The 21731-nt window shown below is 63.3% G+C and carries 23 protein-coding genes; 12 read left to right on the top strand and 11 right to left on the bottom strand.

Annotated elements, in window-relative coordinates:
- Positions 1-153 precede the first annotated feature (153 nt).
- From MSZK_RS22255 to MSZK_RS22265, 3 genes are all read left to right on the top strand, one after another.
- Complete coding sequence (locus MSZK_RS22255) at positions 154-504, top strand: DUF485 domain-containing protein (protein ID WP_099250725.1); 351 nt, start codon at positions 154-156, stop codon at positions 502-504.
- Complete coding sequence (locus MSZK_RS22260; protein ID WP_099250726.1) at positions 501-2135, top strand: cation acetate symporter; 1635 nt, start codon at positions 501-503, stop codon at positions 2133-2135. Before MSZK_RS22255 ends, MSZK_RS22260 begins: the two co-directional genes overlap by 4 nt.
- Positions 2136-2198: 63 nt before the next feature.
- Positions 2199-3401: an MFS transporter gene (locus MSZK_RS22265; RefSeq protein WP_099250727.1), complete on the top strand. Its 1203-nt coding sequence runs from the start codon at positions 2199-2201 to the stop codon at positions 3399-3401.
- Here MSZK_RS22265 and MSZK_RS32465 read toward each other — a convergent pair.
- Together MSZK_RS32465 and MSZK_RS22275 are read right to left on the bottom strand one after the other, a co-directional pair.
- On the bottom strand, positions 3398-3574 hold the full coding sequence (locus tag MSZK_RS32465) for a DUF5302 domain-containing protein (protein WP_099250728.1): 177 nt from the start codon (positions 3572-3574) through the stop codon (positions 3398-3400). The two genes, MSZK_RS22265 and MSZK_RS32465, sit on opposite strands and share 4 nt — an antisense overlap.
- Positions 3575-3603: 29 nt before the next feature.
- A complete protein-coding gene (locus MSZK_RS22275; RefSeq protein ID WP_099250729.1) occupies positions 3604-4047 on the bottom strand; it encodes a PPOX class F420-dependent oxidoreductase in 444 nt (147 codons plus the stop codon).
- Positions 4048-4368: 321 nt separating this feature from the next.
- Between MSZK_RS22275 and MSZK_RS22280 the strand changes: the two genes are divergently transcribed.
- Together MSZK_RS22280 and MSZK_RS22285 are read left to right on the top strand one after the other, a co-directional pair.
- Positions 4369-5256, top strand: coding sequence for a TIGR03620 family F420-dependent LLM class oxidoreductase (locus MSZK_RS22280; RefSeq protein WP_199203434.1), 888 nt, complete (start codon positions 4369-4371; stop codon positions 5254-5256).
- A 123-nt stretch (positions 5257-5379) separates the two neighbouring features.
- A complete protein-coding gene (locus MSZK_RS22285; protein WP_099250731.1) occupies positions 5380-6399 on the top strand; it encodes an Lrp/AsnC family transcriptional regulator in 1020 nt (339 codons plus the stop codon).
- 27 nt (positions 6400-6426) lie between these two features.
- On the opposite strand, the gene MSZK_RS22290 is transcribed toward MSZK_RS22285, so the two are convergent.
- Entirely contained in the window at positions 6427-7959 is a 1533-nt protein-coding gene (locus tag MSZK_RS22290) for an acyl-CoA synthetase (RefSeq protein WP_099250823.1), read from the bottom strand.
- A 119-nt stretch (positions 7960-8078) separates the two neighbouring features.
- On the opposite strand from MSZK_RS22290, the gene MSZK_RS22295 reads away from it, so the two are divergent.
- Together MSZK_RS22295 and MSZK_RS22300 are read left to right on the top strand one after the other, a co-directional pair.
- On the top strand, positions 8079-9014 hold the full coding sequence (locus tag MSZK_RS22295; protein ID WP_099250732.1) for an SDR family oxidoreductase: 936 nt from the start codon (positions 8079-8081) through the stop codon (positions 9012-9014).
- A 160-nt stretch (positions 9015-9174) separates the two neighbouring features.
- The gene (locus tag MSZK_RS22300; RefSeq protein WP_199203435.1) at positions 9175-9330 is read left to right on the top strand and encodes a hypothetical protein; all 156 of its coding nucleotides are present in this window, start codon (positions 9175-9177) and stop codon (positions 9328-9330) included.
- Positions 9331-9373: 43 nt separating this feature from the next.
- On the opposite strand, the gene MSZK_RS22305 is transcribed toward MSZK_RS22300, so the two are convergent.
- From MSZK_RS22305 to MSZK_RS22320, 4 genes are all read right to left on the bottom strand, one after another.
- Positions 9374-10486 carry an acyl-CoA dehydrogenase family protein gene (locus MSZK_RS22305; RefSeq protein WP_099250733.1) on the bottom strand — a complete coding sequence of 371 codons (1113 nt, stop codon included), beginning with the start codon at positions 10484-10486 and terminating at the stop codon, positions 9374-9376.
- A 14-nt stretch (positions 10487-10500) separates the two neighbouring features.
- Positions 10501-11709: an acyl-CoA dehydrogenase family protein gene (locus MSZK_RS22310; protein ID WP_099250734.1), complete on the bottom strand. Its 1209-nt coding sequence runs from the start codon at positions 11707-11709 to the stop codon at positions 10501-10503.
- Positions 11699-12463 carry an enoyl-CoA hydratase/isomerase family protein gene (locus MSZK_RS22315; protein ID WP_099250735.1) on the bottom strand — a complete coding sequence of 255 codons (765 nt, stop codon included), beginning with the start codon at positions 12461-12463 and terminating at the stop codon, positions 11699-11701. Before MSZK_RS22315 ends, MSZK_RS22310 begins: the two co-directional genes overlap by 11 nt.
- 367 nt (positions 12464-12830) lie before the next feature.
- On the bottom strand, positions 12831-13472 hold the full coding sequence (locus tag MSZK_RS22320; protein WP_158230628.1) for a TetR/AcrR family transcriptional regulator: 642 nt from the start codon (positions 13470-13472) through the stop codon (positions 12831-12833).
- Between the two features lie 498 nt (positions 13473-13970).
- Here MSZK_RS22320 and MSZK_RS22325 point away from each other — a divergent pair, with 498 nt between their 5' ends.
- The 5 genes from MSZK_RS22325 (at position 13971) to MSZK_RS22340 (ending at position 18700) form a co-directional block, all read left to right on the top strand.
- On the top strand, positions 13971-15260 hold the full coding sequence (locus MSZK_RS22325) for an acyl-CoA dehydrogenase family protein (protein WP_099250737.1): 1290 nt from the start codon (positions 13971-13973) through the stop codon (positions 15258-15260).
- Between the two features lie 38 nt (positions 15261-15298).
- The gene (locus tag MSZK_RS22330) at positions 15299-16264 is read left to right on the top strand and encodes a zinc-binding dehydrogenase (protein ID WP_099250738.1); all 966 of its coding nucleotides are present in this window, start codon (positions 15299-15301) and stop codon (positions 16262-16264) included.
- A gap of 74 nt (positions 16265-16338) precedes the next feature.
- Positions 16339-16470 (top strand): hypothetical protein, encoded by a 132-nt coding sequence (locus MSZK_RS33455; protein WP_255414246.1) that lies wholly within the window; start codon positions 16339-16341, stop codon positions 16468-16470.
- A gap of 459 nt (positions 16471-16929) precedes the next feature.
- Complete coding sequence (locus MSZK_RS22335; protein ID WP_099250739.1) at positions 16930-17673, top strand: SDR family NAD(P)-dependent oxidoreductase; 744 nt, start codon at positions 16930-16932, stop codon at positions 17671-17673.
- Between the two features lie 49 nt (positions 17674-17722).
- Positions 17723-18700 (top strand): LLM class F420-dependent oxidoreductase, encoded by a 978-nt coding sequence (locus MSZK_RS22340; RefSeq protein ID WP_099250740.1) that lies wholly within the window; start codon positions 17723-17725, stop codon positions 18698-18700.
- Between the two features lie 89 nt (positions 18701-18789).
- Here the strand turns inward: MSZK_RS22340 and MSZK_RS33175 are convergent, their stop codons facing one another.
- From MSZK_RS33175 to MSZK_RS22365, 4 genes are all read right to left on the bottom strand, one after another.
- Positions 18790-19335 (bottom strand): hypothetical protein, encoded by a 546-nt coding sequence (locus tag MSZK_RS33175; RefSeq protein ID WP_099250824.1) that lies wholly within the window; start codon positions 19333-19335, stop codon positions 18790-18792.
- Positions 19336-19846: 511 nt separating this feature from the next.
- Complete coding sequence (locus MSZK_RS22355; protein ID WP_233211449.1) at positions 19847-20350, bottom strand: hypothetical protein; 504 nt, start codon at positions 20348-20350, stop codon at positions 19847-19849.
- Positions 20351-20393: 43 nt separating this feature from the next.
- Positions 20394-20954, bottom strand: coding sequence for a hypothetical protein (locus MSZK_RS22360; protein ID WP_099250741.1), 561 nt, complete (start codon positions 20952-20954; stop codon positions 20394-20396).
- A gap of 130 nt (positions 20955-21084) precedes the next feature.
- The gene (locus tag MSZK_RS22365; protein WP_233211450.1) at positions 21085-21705 is read right to left on the bottom strand and encodes a hypothetical protein; all 621 of its coding nucleotides are present in this window, start codon (positions 21703-21705) and stop codon (positions 21085-21087) included.
- Positions 21706-21731 lie beyond the last annotated feature (26 nt).

Raw genomic sequence — 21731 nt, forward strand, 5'->3', positions numbered from 1 at the left:
TCACCACCGACCCCACACCGGCATCGGCGGAATGACACCAATCGAGCGCCTACGCGTTCACAACCTACCCGTGAAGAACACCTAGGGCTGTGACCCACCTCTCAATAGCCTGGGAACGAATCGGAGTTCACACACTGAGCTGAGGAGCATGCGGTGCCCACAACCGACCTGCCGCCGCGGGAAACCCACCCCAGCGGCGCGCAATACCTGGCCGTGCAGGCCAGTCCCGAGTTCCAAGAGCTGCGCCGCACCCTGCGCCGCTTCGTGTTTCCCACCACGGCGTTCTTCCTGATCTGGTACGCCACCTACGTCCTGCTCGGCGCGTTCGCCCACGACTTCATGGCGATCAAGGTGTGGGGCAACATCAACCTCGGGCTGATCATCGGCCTGGGCCAGTTCCTGACGACGTTCCTCATCACCGGCCTGTACGTGCGATTTGCGAACCGCGAGCTCGACCCGCGCGCCGAAGCCATCCGCGCCGAGATGGAAGGTGGCGCGCAGTGACCACCACCGTGCTCGCCGAGGCCGCCCGGATCGGCAACCCGGCCGTCAACATCAGCATCTTCGCCGCGTTCGTGCTCATCACACTGTTCATCGTGATCCGGGCCAGCCGCTCCAACACCAACGCCACCGAGTTCTTCACCGGTGGCCGAGCGTTCTCCGGGCCGCAGAACGGCATCGCCATCGCGGGCGACTACCTCTCTGCGGCAAGCTTTCTCGGTATCGCCGGCGCCATCGCGGTGTACGGCTACGACGGCTTCCTCTACTCGATCGGCTTCCTGGTGGCGTGGCTGGTCGCCCTGCTTCTGGTCGCCGAATTGCTGCGCAACACCGGTAAATTCACGATGGCCGACGTGCTGAGCTTCCGGCTCAAGCAGCGGCCGGTGCGGGTCGCCGCCGCCACCTCGACGCTGACCGTGTCACTGTTCTACCTGCTGGCCCAGATGGCCGGCGCCGGCGGCCTGGTCGCGCTGCTGCTCGACGTCCACGGGCGCACCGCCCAGTCGTTCGTGATCGCGGTGGTCGGTGTGCTGATGATCGTCTACGTGCTGGTCGGCGGGATGAAGGGCACCACCTGGGTGCAGATCATCAAGGCCGTGCTGCTGATCGCGGGCGCAGCGGTCATGACCGCTCTGGTGCTGATCAAGTTCGGGCTGAACTTCTCCGAGATCCTCGGCTCCGCCCAGCAGATGGTGCACGAGGCGACCACCAAGGGGGTGGCCAGCCGCGACGTGCTGGCACCGGGTGCGCAATACGGTGCCTCGACCACCTCGAAGATCAACCTGCTGTCGCTGGGTCTGGCGTTGGTGCTGGGCACCGCGGGCCTGCCGCACGTGCTGATGCGCTTCTACACGGTGCCGACCGCCAAAGAGGCTCGGCGATCGGTGGTGTGGGCGATCGGACTGATCGGCGCCTTCTACCTGTTCACCCTCGCGCTGGGCTACGGCGCGGCGGCCATGGTCGGGCCGGACAAGATCCTGGCCGCCCCCGGCGGGCAGAACTCCGCAGCACCGCTGCTGGCGTTCCAGCTCGGCGGGGTGGTGCTGCTCGGCATCATCTCGGCGGTGGCCTTCGCCACCATCCTCGCCGTGGTCGCCGGCCTGACGATCACCGCGTCGGCATCCTTCGCCCACGACGTCTACGCCAGCGTGATGAAGAGCCACAAGGTGACCGAAGACGAGCAGGTCCGGGTCTCCCGGATCACCGCGGTGGTGCTCGGTATCGCCGCGATCGGCCTGGGCATCCTGGCCAACGGTCAGAATGTCGCGTTCCTGGTGGCGCTCGCGTTCGCGGTGGCCGCCTCGGCCAACCTGCCGACGATCGTGTACTCGCTGTACTGGAAGCGGTTCAACACCCGCGGCGCACTGTGGAGCATGTACGGCGGTCTGATCAGTTGTCTGGTGCTGATCGTCTTCTCGCCGGCCGTGTCGGGCAACAAGACCGCGATGATCCCGGGCGCGAACTTCGACTGGTTCCCGCTGGCCAACCCCGGCATCGTGTCGATTCCGCTGGCGTTCATTCTCGGCATCGTCGGGACGGTGACGTCGTCGGATACCGGCGACCCCGAACTCAACGCCGAGATGGAGGTGCGGTCGCTGACCGGGGTGGGCGCCGAGAAGGCCACGCATCACTGAGTGAGGTGAGAATCTCGCCGGGTTCGGGAATGGTGTGCAGGTGTCGACGACGTTGACTGTCCCATGACCCCCACCCGGCGAGCATTCGCCGTCGCCCTGCTGGCCTACGCCTTCGCCGCGATCATGGTGGGCACCACCCTGCCCACCCCGTTGTATGCGCTGTACAGCGACCGCATGCATTTCTCGGTCCTGACCACGACGGTCGTCTACGCCACCTATGCCGGCGGGGTGTTGTTCGCGCTGCTGGTGTTCGGCCGGTGGTCGGATGCCATCGGGCGGCGGCCGGTGCTGATGGCCGGCGTGGTGTGCGCGCTGGCCAGCGCCGTGGTGTTCCTGCTGGCGGACTCGGTGCCGCAGTTGCTGGTCGGCCGGCTGTTGTCCGGCCTGTCGGCGGGTCTGTTCACCGGCACGGCGACCGCCGCGGTCATCGAGGCCGCGCCGCTGAGCTGGCGCACGCGCGCGCCCGCGGTGGCCACCATCGCCAACATCGGCGGACTGGGCGCGGGACCGGTGCTGGCCGGCATCCTGGCGCAGTACGCCCCGAGCCCGTTGACCCTGGTCTTCGTCGTCCACATCGCCCTGGTGGTGCTGGCCGCGATCGCGGTGGCGCTGGTGCCGGAAACCTCCAGCCGGACCGGAAGCATTGGCCTGCAGCGACTTTCGGTGCCCGCCGAGGTACGTTCGGTGTTCGTCGTCGCCGCGCTGGCCGCCTTCGCCGGCTTCTCGGTCACCGGCCTGTTCACCTCGGTGGCGCCGTCGCTGCTGACCAACGTCATCGGCATCGGCAATCACGCGCTGGCCGGGCTGATGGCCGGATCCATCTTCGGCGCGTCGGCGATCGCCCAGATTCTCGGCTCCCGGATCCCGCCGCGGCGCGCGGTGGCGGTCGGCTGCGCGATCCTGACCGCAGGGATGGGTGTTCTGGCTGCGGCGCTGCACTATTCGTCGCTGTCCGGCCTGATCTCCGCGGCCGTGGTGTCCGGCATCGGCCAGGGCATCAGCTTCAGTCGCGGGCTCGCCGCCGTCGCCGAGCAGACCCCGGCGCAGCGGCGGGCCGAGGTCAGCTCCACTTATTTCGTGGTGGCCTACGTCGCGATCTCGATCCCGGTGATCGGCGAGGGTTTCGCCGCCCAGGCGTGGGGCCTGCGCACCGCGGGAACGGTGTTCGCCGCCGCGGTCGGGGTGCTGGCACTGGCGTGCCTGGCGGCCATTCTCTGGCAGGAATCACGCCGTGGGGCAAAGCTTCCCGAACGGGTCGTCGGTTAGCCGCTCTTGCGGCGGAACTCCCGGCGGTTCTCCACCGGCCCGTGCGACCGCGGCTGCTTGGCGCCGCCGTCGGTGTGCGCGGAGCCGCCGGCCGCCTTCGCCTTCTTACGCTCGAGCGCCTCGCGGAACTTCGCCTTGGTGTCGTCCTGCGGTGCAGACTCTGATTCGGCCATGACGGTCAGACTAGCGCGCGAGCGCGTCCTCAGCGGATTCCCGGCGGCATTCCGTAGAGATGCGAGATCGGCAACCTCAGCAGCACTCGGCGGTCGGTGACCATGGCCCGGCGGTAGTCGTCCCAGTCCGGATGCTCACCGGCGACGTTGCGGTAGAGCGCGATGAGCGCCTCGACGGTGTCATCGTGCGGCGACGCCGCGGGCGGGCTGAGGATGGCATTGCCCTCGGCGACCGCGTAGGACCAGCCGTCATCGGAGGACACCAGGATCGAGGCCCGCGCGTCGCGGCGCAGGTTACGGGTCTTGGCGCGCGGCTCGGTGATCGACACCTCGATGGCTGGTTCGCGCGCGTCGAAGTGGTAGGTCACGTTGGACAGCTGCGGCCGTCCGTCGCGCTTGATGGTGGCCAGCACCCCGAGGGAGTTGTTAGCGATCAGGGCCAGCAGCTTGTCGTCGAACACGTGACGAGACATGCCTTCGAGCGTACGACCTCGCCGAAGCATGCAGGGCTTGCATAGACCATTCACCGAATACCGCCCGCCGCAGGACAGGATCGGCTTCTTAAACATCCACTGTTGTCCGCCCATAGTTTTCGTAATACTCTCGCCGAATGGCTGCGCGAGTTGGCACGCCACGGCGGCGAGAAGAAGAGAAGGATCATTCGGGTGATCGATGAGCGGCATCGAGTCCCCGGCCACTGCTGTGAATTCGCCGCCACCCGCAGATGCACCGCTCCGTGGTGACAGTCGGCGACGTTGACATGACCCGAGTTCGGATGGATGAGAGAAGCGCTCGTGGGCACCATTGAAGGCAGAGACCTAGGCCGCTACGGGGTGTGGACGGCGGACTTCGAGTTCATGCCGGTTGCCGCAATTCGGGACGTGGTCCAGGAACTGGACCAATCCGGGTGGAAAGCCATCTGGATTCCGGAGGCCTACGGCCGCGAAGCGATGACACACGCCGGTTTCCTGCTGTCCTGCACGGAGAACATCACGGTCGTCAACGCCATCGCCAGCATCTGGCCACGTACTGCCACTGCGACCCATGCCGCTTCGGTCTTGCTCGCTGACGCTTATCCAGGCCGTCACGTTCTGGGCCTCGGATTCGGTGATGCACGACCAGGGATAAAGCCGATGGATGCTGTCACCAAGTTCCTCGACGAGATGGATTCGGCATTCTGCACCGCCCCGGTGCCACCGGGACCGCGGCCCCGGTTGCTGGCTGCCTACGGTCCGCAGATGATCAAGCTGGCGCACGAGCGTGCCCAGGGTGCGCACACTTACCACGTCCCGGTCGAGCACACATCACAGGCACGCGAGCTTCTGGGCACTGAGGCTTTCTTGGGCGTGGAGCAGTCCGTCATCTTCGAGAAAGATGCCGACAAGGCGCGCGAACTTGCGCGCGCACAGCTCCGCCCGTATTTCACGACGCGGTACAACATCGCAAAGTTCCTGCGGCTGGGCTACACCGAGGCCGACATCGACGGCGGGCGGGGTAGCGACCGTCTCGTCGACGACCTTGTCGTGTGGGGCGACCTCGACACCATCCTCACCAGAGTTCAACAGCATGTCGAGGCTGGCGCCGATCATGTCAGCATTCAGGTGATGGGCCCCGAGTTCGGCCGGTTCCCGGCGAATGAATGGCGACAGCTTTCCGAAGCGTTGCTTCCGGCAAATGCCTGAGTAAACAGCACTCCCGGGCGACAAATCCCCCACCCAACATCCGAAGGCCGTTACCTTCACCCAGACTTCCTGCCAGATTGCGTAGAGTGACGTGCCAAGACATCACCGCAATCGTCAGATCGGATGGTATTCGCAGTGGCACCTCGGCCGGGCGTCAATAGAGCCAAGAGCACCACGTTCGGCCAAGGCCTGCCCACCGAGCCGGTGGATCTGGACACCCTCGACCGGGCACTCATCGAGGCGCTGACAGTCGACGGCCGCGCCGGCAATCGGGCGCTCGCAGCTCGACTTAAGGTGAATGAAGTCACGGTGGCCGCGCGACTGCGCCGGCTGGAAGATTCCGGTGTCATGCGCGTGGTCGCGATCACCGACATGCGGCTGTTCGGGCACCGCGAATTCGCCTTCGCGATGATCCAGGTGGCAGGTCGACCCGTGCACGCCGTCGCCACCGAGATAGCGAAGCTGACGGAGTCGATCGGTGTCACGATCTGCATCGGCCGATTCGACATCATGGTGGCCATCCTCGGCCGTGACCGAAAGCACCTTGCCGATCTCTTCGGCCGAGTGCTGCCAAAGATCAAGGGAGTCACCTCCGTTCACGGGAGCTTCGCACTAGATGTGTTGAAGCACGACTCGAAGTGGGGTTTGTTGCGGGCGGAGGCGGGGGCGACTCCAGAAGCACAAGTCAGCGACACCGTTGATCAAATGGATCTCTCGATCATCGCGCTCCTCCAGCAGAACGCGCGTCGAAGCAACCGACAGATTGCCGCCGACCTCGGCGTTTCCGAAGGCACAGTGCGGGTTCGCATCAAGCGAATGGTGGCAGAACGGGTCTTTCGCATCCAAGCCGTGTCCGACGTGGAGTTGTCAGGACTTGGCGCACACGCCTATCTGTTGGTCTCCACCGCGCCGGGAAAGGCCGACGATATCGCGAAGGCCCTCGCGCGCCGAGACGATATCGTCCAGGTCACCCGCGTACTCGACACTGTCGAAGTGGTTGCGGTGATGCAGGCGCCCGACGACGCAACACTGGTGGCCAGCGTCTTCGACGAGATTGCTCTGCTGCCGGGGGTACGCCGTGCAGAGATCGTGGCCGGGGTGGCCTCGCCAAAGCACACGTACGCCTGGACCTGGATCGTCTGATCCCGGACAACACCTGCGGGCATCCGCTCAGACCGAGACATCCTGCACGACGGTGTCTACGAGCTTGTGCTTCATCAACTTTCCGGCTGCAGATCGCGGCAACTCGTCGACGAAACCAACTGATCGCGGCGCCTTGTAGTGCGCGACGTTCTCGCGGACGAACTCAATCAGTTCGCCCGCCAGTTCGCTACTCGCCGCATGTCCGTCGCGTAGCTGCACCAGCGCTTTGACCTGCTCACCCATCACCGGATCTGGCACACCGATGACCGCAACGTCGAAAATGGCGGGGTGCAAGGTCAGGACATTTTCGATTTCCTGAGGGTAGATATTCACCCCGCCCGAGATAATCACGAAAGACTGACGCTCCGCCAGATAGAGATAGCCATCTTCGTCGACGTGCCCGAGGTCGCCCACTGTTGACCAATTGCCATGCGCCGGATGTCGACTCGAGCCAGTCTTATCCGAGTCGTTGTGATAAGCGAAGGCAGAGACATCCCGCTCGAAGTAGACCGTTCCGATCTGCCCGGCAGGCAATTCGCTGCCCTGCTCGTCGCAGATATGAATCTCCCCGACCACAGCGCGGCCCACCGAACCCCGTCGCTCCAGCCACTCCTGCGCAGTGATGAGCGTCATCCCATGACCTTCAGTCGCGCTGTAGTACTCGGTGAGGATTGGCCCCCACCATGTCAACATCGCATCCTTGACCGAGGGAGGACATGGCGCCCCGGCGTGAACGACCACCCGAAGTGAGGAGATGTCAAACCGGTCTCGCACCACCTCCGGGAGCTGAAGCATGCGCACAAACATCGTGGGCACCATTTGGGTGGCGCTGACCGCATGGAGCTCGATCACCTCCAGAGCCGCTGCCGCGTCGAACTTCTCCATCTGCACCACCGTCCCCCCCAGTGCGTGGATAGTGGCGCAGTAGCGGAGCGGAGCAGCGTGATAGATGGGCGCAGGTGACAGATAGACATCGTCGGCGCTGAGACCCAACAGCTTTGTGAGGAGCGTTGTTTGCGGGTCGAAGCTATCGGTGACCTGAGTGCCCGGCAATCGAGACTTGATGCCCTTCGGCCGGCCGGTGGTTCCCGACGAGTACAGCATGTCTGCGCCTCTGGGTTGGTCGCTCAGACGGGGATGGCCACCGGCCAGCAGCTCCTCATACGGGGAACAGCCCGCCACCGCTCCTCCCACCGCGAATCCTGAGACACCTCCAGTGCACTGCTTGCCGATCTCGTCAGCCAGATCCCCCACACCGGACGAGACGAACAGAGCACGTGCTCCGCTATCCCTAAGGATGTAGTCCACTTCAGCAGCTCGCAGGTGCCAGTTGATCGCGGTGATGTAGAGCCCAGACCGGATTGCGGCCCAGTAGATTTCAAAAGCCTCAGGGATGTTGTCGACGAGCATCGCGATGACGTCACCTCCCCGTAGTCCGAGCTGATGCAATGCTGCCGCCAGCTGTGCGGATCTGTCATCGAGCTCACCATAGGTAAGCGTGCGCCCCGAATCGGCCATGATCACCGCAACCTTGTCGCGCGGGTGACTTCCGGGAAACATCAGCACCTCCTGGGTAGCAATGGCCGCGGCGGTGAACTACTAAAGGATGACACCGATATTGCCGCACAGCTACGCCTATTATAGACGACATCGCCTTTGCTAAGTACTATGCGTAGATTATGCCTGCAGACACGACATCCTGGGCTCCCACGATCACCCCTCAGCAGAGCCGATACTGGCTCGCACGCCGCACCAAGCCGATCGGTGAGCACGACCGCAGTTCCGAGGGCAGCGGGCGCACGGCACTGGTCACCGGCGCCTCGTCGGGAATCGGCCTGGCATGGTGCGAACTACTTGCCGCAAAGGGCTTCGACATCGTGCCGGTCGCGCGCCGCTTGGATCGTCTGAACGCGCTCAAGCAACGTCTCGAAGCCGATTGGGCTGTGTCAGTATCACCGATGACCGCCGACTTGAGCAGGCCGGGCGCACCCGCGGAGATCTACACCGAACTGGCTCGTCGTAACACGACTGTCGATGTACTGGTCAACAACGCGGGGTATTCGATCGCTGGCCGGTTCATTGATAGCTCGTGGTCCGATCAGGAGGCCTTTCTCCGGGTGATCGGGCTGAGCGGTATCGAGCTGACACACCTGCTGCTCCCATCGATGATCGAACGTCGTTGGGGCCGGATTGTTTTCGTCGCATCAATCGCTGCGGTAATGTCCGGCTTGCCCGGCCAGGTGTTGTATTCCGCAGGAAAGTCTCTGGTACACAAATTCTCTGAAGGTCTGGCTGAAGAGGTCGAGCGATTGGGCGTGCACTCGACTGTAAGCCTCCCGGGTACGACCGACACCGACATCTTCGACAACAGCAACGTGACGGAATTTACCGACGGTCTGGCCATGCAGATGACGATGATGAGCCCAATTGCTGTGGCGCGACAAGGCTTCGAGGCATCCAAGCGGGGCGACCGCATGATCGTGCACGGCAAGCACCATCAGATCGGAACATTCGTCATGGCCCATGCGCCGCGGCCACTGCGCTACCTCATCTCCGGACGTCTTGCCCTCAAGGCGATGCCAGAACTGCATAACGCCGCACCCCAGCGCTGCTAGCGCTGCACGCACACAACACTGCAGAAGAGGCGTCCCGGCCTGAACTCGGCTGGTTGGATACCGATAGCACGCACAGTGCGTCTATAGAGTGTCTGACGATGGTTTCGGGCGTTTCGCCTAAGGCTCAGGGGATGACGCTTACCGCTTTGTCTGACGCTCAGTGGGGCTGATCGAGGATCTGCTTCCGGCGCGCATGGGTAAGCGGCGCCGGCTCTTTCAGGATGCCCGTTCGATGGTGGAGGGCATCATCTCCGGTATCGGTGCGGGATCGCCTGGCGTGATGCGCTGGAAAGCGACTACGTCGTTGGACGACTAAGGAATTGGTGGGCGCGCGCACCCGGGCAGCTGCGCCTCAATAGTCAGGCGGACGGCCGGATTCCGAGGATTCGGAGATGGTAGTCAGCAGGACCGAACAACGCGTCGATTGTGAGAATCCGTTTCAAGTGATGTCCCACGGCACACTCCTCGGTCATTCCGATACCGCCGTGTATCTGGACCGCGGACTCAGCGATTTCGCGGCCAAGCCGGCCAACCTGCCCCTTGATCAGTGAGTAGTCACGTTGGCTGGCCAGGCCACTGTCGATGGCCGCTGTGACATAGATCAGCGTCGCCCGAGCCTTCGCGAAGGCGACCTTCATGTTCGCGATGCGGTGTGCCACCGCCTGGAAACCAGCGATCGGAGACCCGAACTGGTTGCGGGTGCTCGCGTAGCTTGCTGTCGCCTCCAGAAGCGCCCCCATCGCACCGACCGCCTCGGCACTCAGGGCCAGCACCGCGTCATTGATGACGTCTTGAATGACCGCTGCGGCATCCTCGCGAACCAGACCACTATCCGGCACCCGTACATCATCGAATCGGATGTCCGCTGCACGACGACCATCGATGGTGCGGTAGGGGGTCAGCGTGACCCCGTCGGAACCGGGATCGACGGCCACGATGCCGAAGTTCGCGTCGGTCAGCCGAACTGTCACCACCAGAACATCGGCGGTTGCTCCGTCGAGGACGAGGCGCTTGTGCCCTCGGAGCACATAGCCCTCCCCATCGGGTTTGGCAGTTGTCGAGACCATGTCGATCGTCGCCGTTCCCCGAGACTCCTCGTGGGCCAACGCAGCTCGCAGCTCGCCCGCCACCATCCGTCGCAACCACTCAGTCGCCTGCGGGCTGCCTTCAGAACGGGCCAGCGCGCGCCCGGCGAAGATGATCGACGAGAGGTAGGGTTCGACCACCAGATGGCGGCCGAACAGCTCGCTGATGGCGACGATGTCAGAACCCGATCCACCGTAGCCACCGACAGACTCGGGAAGCGGAAGCGCCAGCAGCCCCATCGCCTCAAACAGTGTCCACACACTCTCGGACACGCCTGCGGCCGATCGCACGATGGCTTGGCGCTGCTCGAAACCATAATGCTGGGTGAGCAACTCGGTCAGCGAGTCCCGCAACATCGTCTGCTCGTCGGAAAAGTTGAAGTCCATTGTGAATAGATCCTTCAGCCTAGAGGCGCCGGCGTACGGGCGAGAAGGTCTCGTTGGATCTCGTTGGTCCCGGCATAGATGGTCGTTGCCCGCGAATTCAGGTAGTACGGCATCGCAACAAGGTCAAAGTCACTCCCCAATGACTGCACGCCGGCCCCCACCGTCAACGCGTCGACCTGTAGCGGTACACCATCGATGCCGGACACCCGGGTCATGAGGGTCGAGATTCGCTGTGTGAGTTCAGAGCTCACGATCTTGAGTAGCGATGGAGTGGCCGGGTCGGATATCAGCCCATGGCCGGTGATCATCAGTTTTTCGAGGGCTCCCAGCGCAGCTACCTCTGCTTCGAGCTCACCGATATCGCGCTGAAAGACGGCATCGGTGGCGAGCGACCCTCCCGTGGGCACCGGCACCGTCTCGGCAGCGTCTCGAATTAGACGGAGATTCCGGCGCATCCACGGACTGTGCAGTGCGCCGCCGCGCTCGTGGCGCAGCAACTGCTTGGCGACCGACCACCCGTCGTTCTCAGCCCCCACTCGGCCGGACTGCGGAACCCGGACATTGTCGAAGAACACTTCACATTGCTCAGGGTGACCGTCCAACCCGATGATCGGCCGCACGGTCAGGCCCGGCTGATCCAGATCGTCCAGCAGTAAGAAGGTGATTCCGTGCTGCTTCCTACCCTCCCTACTGGTACGCACCAGCATGAACATGCGGTTAGCCTTATGCGCCAGAGTCGCCCAGGTCTTCTGCCCGTTGATCACGTAGTCCTCGCCGTCCGCGACGGCGGCGCAGGCGAGGGCAGCCAGGTCAGACCCCGCGTTCGGCTCGGAATACCCCTGTGTCCAGTAGTCTTCTCCGGAAAGGATTCCCGGCAGATACTTCCGTTTCTGCTCCTCGGTACCCAACTCCATGAGTAGGGGCCCCACCATCTGGAGGCCGTTGGGAAGCAGCGGGGGGAGGTCACGATCGCAGTACTCTTCGGTGAAGATCAACCGCTGCTCGTCAGTCCAACCGGCACCCCCGTATTCGGCCGGCCATGCCGGCGCGGCCCAGCCTCGCTGGTGCAGTATTCGGTGCCACTGCATGACTTCCTCAAAGGGCGCGAACACGCTCGTCGTCTTGCGGCCCGCCTCACGGATGGCCTCTGTCGGCGCGGTGTCCAGGAATTCGGCGACCTCCCCGCGAAACGCCTCGAGTTGCGGATCAACGTCAAGATGCATGCGACTCACTGACCTTTCCCCGGCCGGAGAACGTGGCGATGCGCTCCTGCATGTCGGGACCTGTGCCCGCGCTCTCCATTACTTCCCAATGCAGCCCGGCGTCGATGGAGCTACCCTCTGTTGCGTCCAAGAGACCCTTGACGGCCTGATGGCTGAAGGACGAGTTTGTTGCGATCCGAGTCGCCAACCCGCTGACTTCCCCATCAAAGCTGCCATCGGCTATCAGGAACTCGGCCAAACCGATGCGCACAGCTTCGGCAGCATCGATGATGTCGCAGGTGAACATCAGCCGTTTGGCTGTCGCCAGGCCGACCCGTCGAGGCAGCCGCTGGCTCATTCCCCAGACGGGCGTCAACGCCCACTTTGCATGGGTGTCACCGAATCGGGCGTTGTCCGCTGCGACGATGAAGTCACAGGCGAGCGCGACTTCAAGGGCGCCGGTGTAGCAGTGCCCATGGACGGCGGCGATGACCGGCTGCGGAAGTCTTTCCAAGAGGCGAAGGGTTTGACTGTGCCAACCGGGCGCAGGCGAGGTCTCCCCCGCCGAAATGTCGGTCAGGTCGTGTCCGGCCGAGAAGCACCGCCCCGCTCCCCGCAAGACAACGCATCGGACGGAGTCGTCGCCCGCAAGAGCTTCGATATGCTTGCGCAACTCGGTGAACATGGCAGTGGTGAGCGCGTTGAGCTTCTCAGGTCGGTTCAACCACAACGTTGTCCAGCCATCGTGGTCTTCTCGATAGACCAGAGCATCCATGACAGTCTCCTCTGTCGGTCTGGGGTTAGCGGCCGGCGAAACGCACGAGCGCACGGACACTCACGCACGACGCATGCTGGTGAACTCCACGACGTCGGCCACTTCGTGACCGAAGCTGGGGCTGGGGACGCCCGCCAATGACGATCGGATCAGGGACTCCCCTCGCGTATGGGCAACCTACAACGCTGAGCCCTACTCCCTGGAGCGTTCGTCCGTACTAGCTCACTCGGCGGGCCGACAGTTACGCAGTATGCGTAGCACAGCGGCGGACGAATACGCAATACGCATTAACCGCTCTACTACAGCTACAATATGCGGGCTACGATGTCTAGCCATCTGCGCGAGTCCTGTAGACGGCCGTCGACCGCTACCTCGTACGTCCCACCCCGTTGATGATCACGTCGCGAAACTCGCGCGCGACTTCCGCTGCGGTATCGCCTCTTTCGGGTCGGAACCAGTACCACAGGGAATTCACCATCCCGAGCATCCCATTGGCCAACACCCGAACCTCGGCCGACCGCTTGTCCGGCCAACAATCTCCGATCACGCTTTCCCAGCAATCCTGGACGCCTTGGCGCAGTGCCTGCAGCTGAATGCCGTGCTCGGAGTTGAGTTCAGACGCGTCACGTGTCTGGATTGCGACTTCCCGCCGGTGCGTGGCGATAACCTCGACATGGGTGTCGATGAGCCTCGAAAGCTTGTCGACGGGGTCTGCAGCAGCTGACGTCACGCCTACCGCGGCTGCAAGGGCTTTACCGGTGTAGCGACGCAGAATCTGCCACAGCAACTCTTCTTTCGACTTGATGTGGTGATAGAGGGCACCAGTCTGGATGCCAGAGCTCGCACTGATCTGAGCCACACTGGTGCCGTGGTATCCCCGCAGGGCGAATAGCTCGGTGGCCGCCTCGTAGATACGGTCACGGGTGATGTCGCGATTGGCCGCTACGCTGCCGCGAGGCCTGCCAGGACCTCGATGCTCAGAATCTTTCCGCGGGCGGGTCGGGGACATGACTGGATGATATTCGCACATTTGATCGCGTCTCTCAGGCCGCGCCGCCGCCGACCCACAAGATCGCCGGCGAAGCCGGAACCCTCACTCGAGACGCCGGCGTAGACAGCTGCCGATTTTCCGCCCAGACACCCGCTGCGCTCTCGAGCCGACCAGAACGCGGCGTTCAACGCAGCTTACGGTAATGGAGCATCAACACAATTAATCAAGTACCAATCGCCGCCAGTATCGCTATCGCACAGCAGGTGTCGGCCGCGATGCCTCTACAATTGTAGTAGACAATCAATTTAATGAGGACTACTCTCGGGCCGTGCACACCGTCGTGGCGAAGCAGACCCGCAGTGGCTTTCGCCTCGGCGCGCTGTCGACATCGCAAGGCGCTGCCTCGGTTCGTCCGCTGGCCCCCCGTCCGATGATGTGGCCGCAGCGAAGGATCCCCTGCACCCGCATGTTGTCGCTGGACGTCGCTCGTCACTCCCATGACCAGAAGGGAAAGCCATGATCACCGAACTGTTTGCCGATGAGGACTTCCAGAAGAAACTTGACTGGATGGATGACTTCGTCCGATCCGAGATCCTGCCCTTGGAGACCATCGACCTGGATTGGCAGGGGCTGCTTCAGGCCGTGGCACCACTCAAGGAAGAGGTCAAGGCTCAGGGTCTATGGGCCACCCATTTGAGCCGCGAACTGGGCGGCCAGGGCTACGGTCAGGTCAAGCTGGGGCTGATGCACGAGATTCTGGGCAAATCCCTCTACGCTCCGCTGACTTTCGGCAACCAGGCCCCAGACTCGGGCAACAGCGAGATACTGGCCGAAATGGGCACGCCCGAGCAGAAGGACCGGTGGTTGCGCCCCCTGCTTGCAGGGCAAGCATATTCAGCATTCGCGCTTACCGAACTCGACAATGCGGGTTCAGATCCCACCGGATTGACCACAACGGCAGTACGCGATGGTGATGACTGGATCATTAACGGGCACAAGTGGTTTATCAGCAACGCATCTATCGCCGACTTCTTCATCGTGGTTGCCGTCACCGACCCCGATGCACCCAGCCACGGCCGCACCTCCCAATTCATCGTGCCGGCTGATAGCGCTGGTCTTCGCATTGTGCGCGACATTCCCTCACTGGACCACGGCGCATCCGAGAAGAACTTGTACGGTGGCCACTCCGAGGTGGTCTTCGACGGCGTACGCGTACCTGCGCACGCCATCCTCGGGGGCGTCGGCGAGGGCTTCGCCATCGCGCAGAAACGCCTGGGCCCCGGCCGCATTCACCATTGCATGCGCTGGATTGGACAGGCCCAGCGGGCGTTCGACATGTTGTGCGAGCGGGCCACCTATCGGTGGGCACACGGCAGCGTATTGGGTGACAAGCAGACCGTCCGGGCGTGGATCGCCGACTCCGCTGCCGAGATCCAGGCGGCCCGGCTGATGACGCTGCACGCAGCATGGGTGATCGACCAGCAAGGGGTCCGGGCCGCCCGTAAGGACATCGCTCTCATCAAGTTCTACGGGGCATCAGTGCTCCACAACGTGATCGACCGCGCCATCCAGGTGCACGGATCGCTCGGATACTCCGATGACCTACCGCTGGCATGGATGTACAAGGCCGCACGCGCTGCACGCATGTACGACGGCCCGGACGAGGTGCATCGGGAGACGGTCGCGCGGCTGATCCTGCGCGACTACCAACCGCCTCTCGACGGCATTCCGACAGAACACGTGCCCACCCGCCGACAAGCCGCCCAACAGCGGTTCGCGCACCTACTCGAAGCCTCTTCCCACTAGAGCGCAACACCGACCCTGATGAAAGCGATGGCGACCGCATGAAGGCCTACCATTTCAACTCCGCCAGTGAAGGTCTGAGGTTCGTCGAGCTCGATGACCTAGCGGCAGGGCCGGGTCAGGTGGTTATCGACGTGAAAGCCGCCGGCCTCTGTCATTCAGATCTCCACATTCTGAAGGGGCACGGAGGGGCTTGGGCGTCCAAACGGCCCATCATTCTCGGCCATGAGATTGCGGGCACGGTTCGCCAGGTCGGATCCGGCGTCAGCAATGTGGCGCTCGGCGACCGAGTCGCGATAGCGCTCGTGAGTCATCCGCTATCCGAGATGGATCCGAGAACGGCACCGGGACTGGGCTGCGACGGCGGCTATGCCGAACAAGCAGTTTTCCCTGCTGATTTCCTGGTGAAGATCCCACCCCGAGTCAGCCTTGAACAGGCGGCCGTCGCAACGGATTCCATTTCCACCGCCTACCACGCGGTTGTCACCGAGGCGGCGATCGTCAGCGGCATGCGGGTGGCCATTATCGGCCTTGGCGGCCTGGGTCTCAGCGGAGCACGCATCGCGGTACTGCGCGGCGCCACCGTTTACGGCGTCGATATCGACATCAATAGCTTCGACGCCGCACGCCCGCAGGGCGTGACGGAGTGCTTCACGAGTATCGCTGACGTACCAAGGCCGATCGATGTGGTCGTGGACTTCGCCGGTGTCGGTACGACCACCGCGGAGGCGGCACTTGCCGTGCGTCTGGGTGGACGCGTCGTCGTCGTCGGACTTGGCGCGGAGCTGGCCACCATCAACACGGTCGATCTCGTCACCCGAAACGTCCGTTTGCAGGGCTCACTGGGTTCCTCGCGGGACGAGCTCGCCCAGGTACTCGGATTGATCGCCAACGGGTCGCTCGTGCCGGTACTCGAGGAAGTGCCGTTCGATGCTCTTACCGAGGCGCTGGACCGTCTCGACACCGGCATCGTCAACGGTCGACTGTTCACCCGTCCGAGTCATTGAGCTGAACTGACCCGCTCGGCTGATCATCACGGGTCCGTTCACTCAAAACAGCGAGATGGCATCAGTCGAAGTTCATGGGCTGGCTCGAATACGCTGCGCGCACTTCGATGAAACCGGTCACCGGCGTGCCGGGAAGCCTTGCCCGCACCGGCGCGGGCGTGCGTGGCCGCCGCAATGATGCCGTGTTTGAATCCGGCAAGGACTAGGTACCACGTGATAGCCGACGCGTCGCGTTCCGTTCGCTCCGAGTAGCGCTTGACGGGGTCCCCACGGGATGCCTCGCCGCCGGCGGCAAGGACTGGGCCGCGCTCCGCGGAATCTTCGAATTCGGGATGAGGCCACAATGTGCGAGCGTCCCTGTAGCTGACCGGGGGTGTAGTCGCTCAGGGCCGAGTAGGACTCAAGCTCACCAGGCCACCGAGGCACTAGCCGCTGCAAGACCAAGCGGCCCGGTGCCGAGACCCTGTTCGGCCATCCACGATTCGATCGCGCTCGGGTTGAGCCCCTCGATGGGCGTCGGCGTCCGCACGACCCACCCGATGGCAGCCAATTAATAGGTTCGATAGGACATTTATTGTCCTCCGTCAGATACCGGGGATGAAGCGAAACCCGTTGCGTTAGCGAGAGTCGGTCAACATTAACCGAGCGCTTGGTACATTAACTGGATGGATGACCTTAAGGACCGAGTAGTCGTTGTCACGGGCGGTAGCAGGGGCATGGGGCGCGAGATGGTCGTGGCCTTCGCTGAACGGGGCGCGCATGTGGCAATCGCGAGCCGGAAACAGGAGAACTGCATGCAATTGGCTGCGTTCGTGACTGACCGCTACGGGGTCCGCGCGCTTCCCGTGGGTTGCAACGTCAGCAACTGGTCAGACTGTGACCGGTTGACCCAGGCCGTATATGACGAGTTCGGGCGCGTCGACGTGCTGATCAACAACGCCGGTCTATCGCCGCTGTACCCTTCCCTTGCGGAGGTCGACGAGGCGCTGTTCGACAAGGTGATCGGTGTGAATCTCAAAGGTCCGTTCCGGCTTTCAGCGAAGATCGGCGCTCGGATGGTCGAAGCCGGCGGTGGAGCGATCATCAACATCAGCTCCATTGCCGCGATCCGACCCAATGCCAGCGCCATTCCCTATGCGGCGGCCAAGGCCGGCCTCAATTCGCTCACCGAAGGCCTCGCCCAGGCATATGCGCCGACGGTCCGCGTCAACACGATCCAGCCGGGCGCGTTCTTGACCGACATCGCCTCGGCATGGACGCCCGAAGGACGCGCCCACATGGAGAACTCTGCCGCCCTGCAACGCTGCGGCAATCCCAATGAAATCGTTGGGGCTGCGCTCTACTTCGCGACCTCGGCGTCGTCGTTCTGCACGGGGGCTGTCCTGCGCATCGACGGCGGCACGGCCTGACGCCAGTTCCGCGTACCGTCCTCAATTCCACCAGAAAGGTCGGATCACCATGTCCCGTCTCGGCTTGACGATCCCACTGGAAGGAACAGCCCTAGCACAGCAGCAATGTCACCTCGACACCATCGAAGGCGGCGGCTTCACCGACCTGTGGTCGGCCGAAGCCTCTGGCGCCGACGCCTTCACTCCGCTGGTTGCCGCCGCGGTCAGTCATCCGCGCTTCAGACTCGGTACGGCGATCGCGTCGGCATTCACGCGCGGCCCGGCGCTGATAGCGATGTCTGCGGCAGCCTTGGCCGACGTCGCACAAGGCGACGTCGCAGTTGGCATCGGCGCCAGCTCCGACGTCATCGTCGAGAAATGGAACGGCCTCAAGTTCCAGGCACCGTATCAACAGGTTCGTGATGTGGTGTCCTTCGTACGCCGGGCCATGACAGGTGAGCGCATCGACATGGTCTGCGACAGCTTCCGGATCGACGGCTTCCGACTCGAACGTGTCCCTAGGCGACAACCCAAGTTGTTGATAGCGGCGCTGCGACCAGGCATGCTGCGGCTAGCCGGTGCAATCTCGGACGGGGCGATCGTGAACTGGCTCGCGGCCTCCGATGTGCCCCGGTTGCAGCGGTGTGTGCGCTCGACTGGCTCTGATGCTGAGATCGTCGCCCGCCTGTTCGTGGTTCCGAGCGAAGATGTGGCGCTTGTACGGGCCACCGCACGACGGGCGATCGCGGCATACCTGAATGTGCCGGTGTATGCAGAGTTCCATCGCTGGCTGGGCCGCGGCGACCAGTTGGAGCCGATGTGGGCAGCCTGGCAGTCCGGTGACCGTGCCGCCGCGCTTGCCGCAATACCCGAGGCGGTCATCGACGACCTTTTCATCTACGGTAGTCCGAACGATATCGCCGCGCGGACAAGGGAATACGTGGACGCTGGGGTGACCACGCCGGTGCTGGCGATCATGCCCGCCAAGGGTCAGCCGTCGCCGTCACCGGAAGCTATTGCCTCGATTGGCCGTGCCTTCACCGGATGACGTGGGTCCCTTCACGACCCGCATGTCGTGCGCCCCCTCGGCGCGCGCACTACACCGGCCTGCGAAGTGAACCCAACCTGGTGGCAGTGCTACTTTGGCGCACTGGTGGTGGGGCCGAGGACCTGCCAGCTGAGATCCGTCCAGGGCGCAGACAGCCACGTTCTGGTGGGTTCGACCGAGAGCTTCAAGGGCCCGCGTTCACAGTAGATTCGGCTGTCTGGTGTCGCCGCACACGTGGTGCCTTCATGCGTGATGAACGACCGCGGGAGTAGCGGCTGCTGGGCCTGGGTGGCTGGAAACCTCACCGCCATCGACCAATCGTAGTGGACATCACGGTCACCGTTGATCCATCCAATGTGGGTCACATCAGCAGGTGCACCAGGTATTTGGCCGCTGCAGCCGAAGTTTCCCCTGCCCCAGATTCCGCAAGTCAATCCGGTCGGTGACAGGAACCACACTCCGCCCGGCAGCGCAAAGTCATTGGCGTCGAGACGATCGTAGTACCTGATATCCGGCCATGGGTTGGCGCCAGGATCAGCGGCCGGGGAGTCCGCCGGACCGGCTGCCGCCGGCGGGTCCGGCGGCGGAGATGCGGGGTCGGCCTGCGAGGTGGCGGTGCCGCCCGTCAACATCATCGCCACACATATGGCGCTAAGGACACCGACGTTGCGCCGGTACCGACGCCGGATACTGTCTGAGGCAATCACAAGCATCTACTTTCGTCTACGAAGGTCACTCTCGTCCGTTAGGCCATGTGCGGCGTATCCCCATAGCAGGTCGCATTGCCGATGTCCAAAGTGCTCTGGCACAGCAGCTTTCCCTGATACCAGATTCGGACGCTCACCCAATTCCTAACCTGGGCTCGAGGTCTCCAATCCGCCCGGAGCTCGCTTCGTGCAACTCCCCCGGCCACTGTCGTATCGAGCCGCCATGGGAGGGGGACATCCCTGATCAACATCCTGCGCTGAGCATCCATGTACTCGATACCGGCGATACCGACGCTGTCGGAGACCACTTCATAGGTCACTACGTCGTCGGTCGCGCGCGCGTACGGGCTGAGGAGCCCCGCAACGAAAGCCGTTGAGAGCAGGACTGCCAAAGCGCGAACCACATCTCCGGAACGCGCCCCTGGCCACAGCCTCGCTGTCATGATCCCACCAACACGACAGCGAGAAGCACCTTGCCAGCGTCTGCGTTCCACAATCTGTCTGCGCCGAAGGCGGTAAAGGAACAGTCCGGAAGGGCCGAAAACCCTTGCAAAATAAGTCCCTTCGTCGCACCACCATCGCTGTCGGCCGCGCCGAGGAGAACCTTCACTTTGGCCCGCTTGCCGCCAAGGTCCCGGTAGATCGGAAGTGCATCGTCCACGGGGACGTTCTCCGCCTGATGGCTGAGATAGGTGTCGGTGGATCGATTCACGATCGAGGCAGTATGTTCGGCGAGCGGGTCATACTGAAGTGCAGGGCAACTCGTACCGCCACGCAACTGGGCTACCGCGTCAGCCAAGGTCGGCGATGGTTCGGCACCGGCGGGTGCGGATTGCAACAGGGCGGTGCAGAGAGCCAGTGCAACCGACGGCACGATCGATGCGACGGCGCCTGCCGTCCGCAGGATTTCGGGAGTCCGGCATCGTAAGGATTGCCACTTCACGTGAATGGCCCTTCTCTCCGCGCGGTTCGCCGCGCCATCCCCGTCAGTCACAGACGTGCGACCGATGGATCTTGCTGCCGAAACGCTGCGCATGCTGGAACGACGGGCCCGTGAACCAGGCGGGTTGGCGGCCTCTGAGGCCGTCTCGGACATTGGACAGTTGTTGCCAGAGGCGGTAGAAGCTCTCGCCCTGAAAAAGTGGGAAATACTGGTCGTTCGATGAGTCCTGGGTGATAGTCAACGCCTGCGCACGAGGTGTGAGGAAGTCCAGCGACTCATTGAGATTGGCAACCAGGGTATCGGCTTGTTCATTGATGCCGGGCGCATTCCAGTTGCCGTTCTCGCCGATCAGGTTCAAGTTAAAGGTCTCGACTTGATGAATCAACTGATCATATTGCGCGTTGTACCACTGGCACATCTCGCCAGCGGCGGTGATGTCGGCGGCGGTGACCTCGTCTCGCGTCTGGTCGTACGGGAACGGGAAACGAGGCTGCCAATTGGTAGGAGTCGGAGTGACGACTGGCAACAGCGGTGGTCGGGCGTCATTGCCGGCCGGGTCCGCGGCCGCGAGGCCGGTCAGCGAAACTACCGCTGCCGCGGCCATCGCCGCACACGCTGCGACGACCCCCATTCGGCATCTGAGCGCGGACACGCTCCGTGCCGTGTTCAGGCGACCGGCCACTCCAGCTCCCTCCATCAGAAACACGGTGCCAAGCACCAACGCAACAGGCGTCTTACTTCGGGGGCATGACCGCGTCGATGCCGCCGACGTCGGTGATTTGCCAATTGTTGTTGGCATCCATGGTGATGCTGTAGGTCGCCGTCGATTGAAGACCATCCGGCGCCTGCATCGTCTTGGTGACGACGTTGACGAACGAATCGACCACGTAAACTCCGCCAGACTCCGACCGTACCTTGGCCACTAGCGGCTTCGCGGTCGAATTCCACTGCAGCGGTACCAGGATCTGCTCCATGGAATCGGCGGCCTTGGTCAGCTTGTCCTTGAGCTCCGGTGACGTCCCGGCAACCAGCTTGGTCTTCCAGCTGCCGAGGTCATGGAAATCCATGACCGCTGCATTCACCGCATAGTCAAGGGCCACGTCCTCGGCATGTTTGTAGTTTGCGGCCTGGCGCTTTTGGGCATCGATCGTGCCCTCAGCACTGACATAGAGCCAAGCCAGCACTCCGACTGCGGCGGCGAGAACGACGACGACGACACCCGTAACGAGCGCTCGCACCGACACAGCCTTAGGTGGCTTCCGCTCCACCCTCGCGGCGTCGGGCTCAGGCGCCGCAGAACTCTCCTCAGCGCTGCGCGGGGTCGCGCTCTTCTCGGTATCCATCGCGGCAGTCATGTCAGATCTCCTTCTCTCAATGGGGG

Source organism: Mycobacterium sp. shizuoka-1, from assembly GCF_002723835.1.
Lineage (GTDB): Bacteria > Actinomycetota > Actinomycetes > Mycobacteriales > Mycobacteriaceae > Mycobacterium.

Bases quoted from the DNA above. Each gene is read 5' to 3' on its own strand.
- MSZK_RS32465 (WP_099250728.1), bottom strand. From the start codon at position 3,574: ATGGCCGAATCAGAGTCTGCACCGCAGGACGACACCAAGGCGAAGTTC.
- MSZK_RS22315 (WP_099250735.1), bottom strand. From the start codon at position 12,463: ATGGATGCTCTGGTCTATCGAGAAGACCACGATGGCTGGACAACGTTG.
- MSZK_RS22325 (WP_099250737.1), top strand. From the start codon at position 13,971: ATGATCACCGAACTGTTTGCCGATGAGGACTTCCAGAAGAAACTTGAC.
- MSZK_RS22320 (WP_158230628.1), bottom strand. From the start codon at position 13,472: ATGTCCCCGACCCGCCCGCGGAAAGATTCTGAGCATCGAGGTCCTGGC.
- MSZK_RS22285 (WP_099250731.1), top strand. From the start codon at position 5,380: ATGGTATTCGCAGTGGCACCTCGGCCGGGCGTCAATAGAGCCAAGAGC.
- MSZK_RS22265 (WP_099250727.1), top strand. From the start codon at position 2,199: ATGACCCCCACCCGGCGAGCATTCGCCGTCGCCCTGCTGGCCTACGCC.
- MSZK_RS22335 (WP_099250739.1), top strand. From the start codon at position 16,930: ATGGATGACCTTAAGGACCGAGTAGTCGTTGTCACGGGCGGTAGCAGG.
- MSZK_RS22330 (WP_099250738.1), top strand. From the start codon at position 15,299: ATGAAGGCCTACCATTTCAACTCCGCCAGTGAAGGTCTGAGGTTCGTC.
- MSZK_RS22340 (WP_099250740.1), top strand. From the start codon at position 17,723: ATGTCCCGTCTCGGCTTGACGATCCCACTGGAAGGAACAGCCCTAGCA.
- MSZK_RS33175 (WP_099250824.1), bottom strand. From the start codon at position 19,335: ATGATGTTGACGGGCGGCACCGCCACCTCGCAGGCCGACCCCGCATCT.
- MSZK_RS22295 (WP_099250732.1), top strand. From the start codon at position 8,079: ATGCCTGCAGACACGACATCCTGGGCTCCCACGATCACCCCTCAGCAG.
- MSZK_RS22365 (WP_233211450.1), bottom strand. From the start codon at position 21,705: ATGACTGCCGCGATGGATACCGAGAAGAGCGCGACCCCGCGCAGCGCT.
- MSZK_RS22290 (WP_099250823.1), bottom strand. From the start codon at position 7,959: ATGTTTCCCGGAAGTCACCCGCGCGACAAGGTTGCGGTGATCATGGCC.
- MSZK_RS33455 (WP_255414246.1), top strand. From the start codon at position 16,339: ATGGGCTGGCTCGAATACGCTGCGCGCACTTCGATGAAACCGGTCACC.
- MSZK_RS22310 (WP_099250734.1), bottom strand. From the start codon at position 11,709: ATGCATCTTGACGTTGATCCGCAACTCGAGGCGTTTCGCGGGGAGGTC.
- MSZK_RS22305 (WP_099250733.1), bottom strand. From the start codon at position 10,486: ATGGACTTCAACTTTTCCGACGAGCAGACGATGTTGCGGGACTCGCTG.
- MSZK_RS22275 (WP_099250729.1), bottom strand. From the start codon at position 4,047: ATGTCTCGTCACGTGTTCGACGACAAGCTGCTGGCCCTGATCGCTAAC.
- MSZK_RS22360 (WP_099250741.1), bottom strand. From the start codon at position 20,954: ATGGCCGCGGCAGCGGTAGTTTCGCTGACCGGCCTCGCGGCCGCGGAC.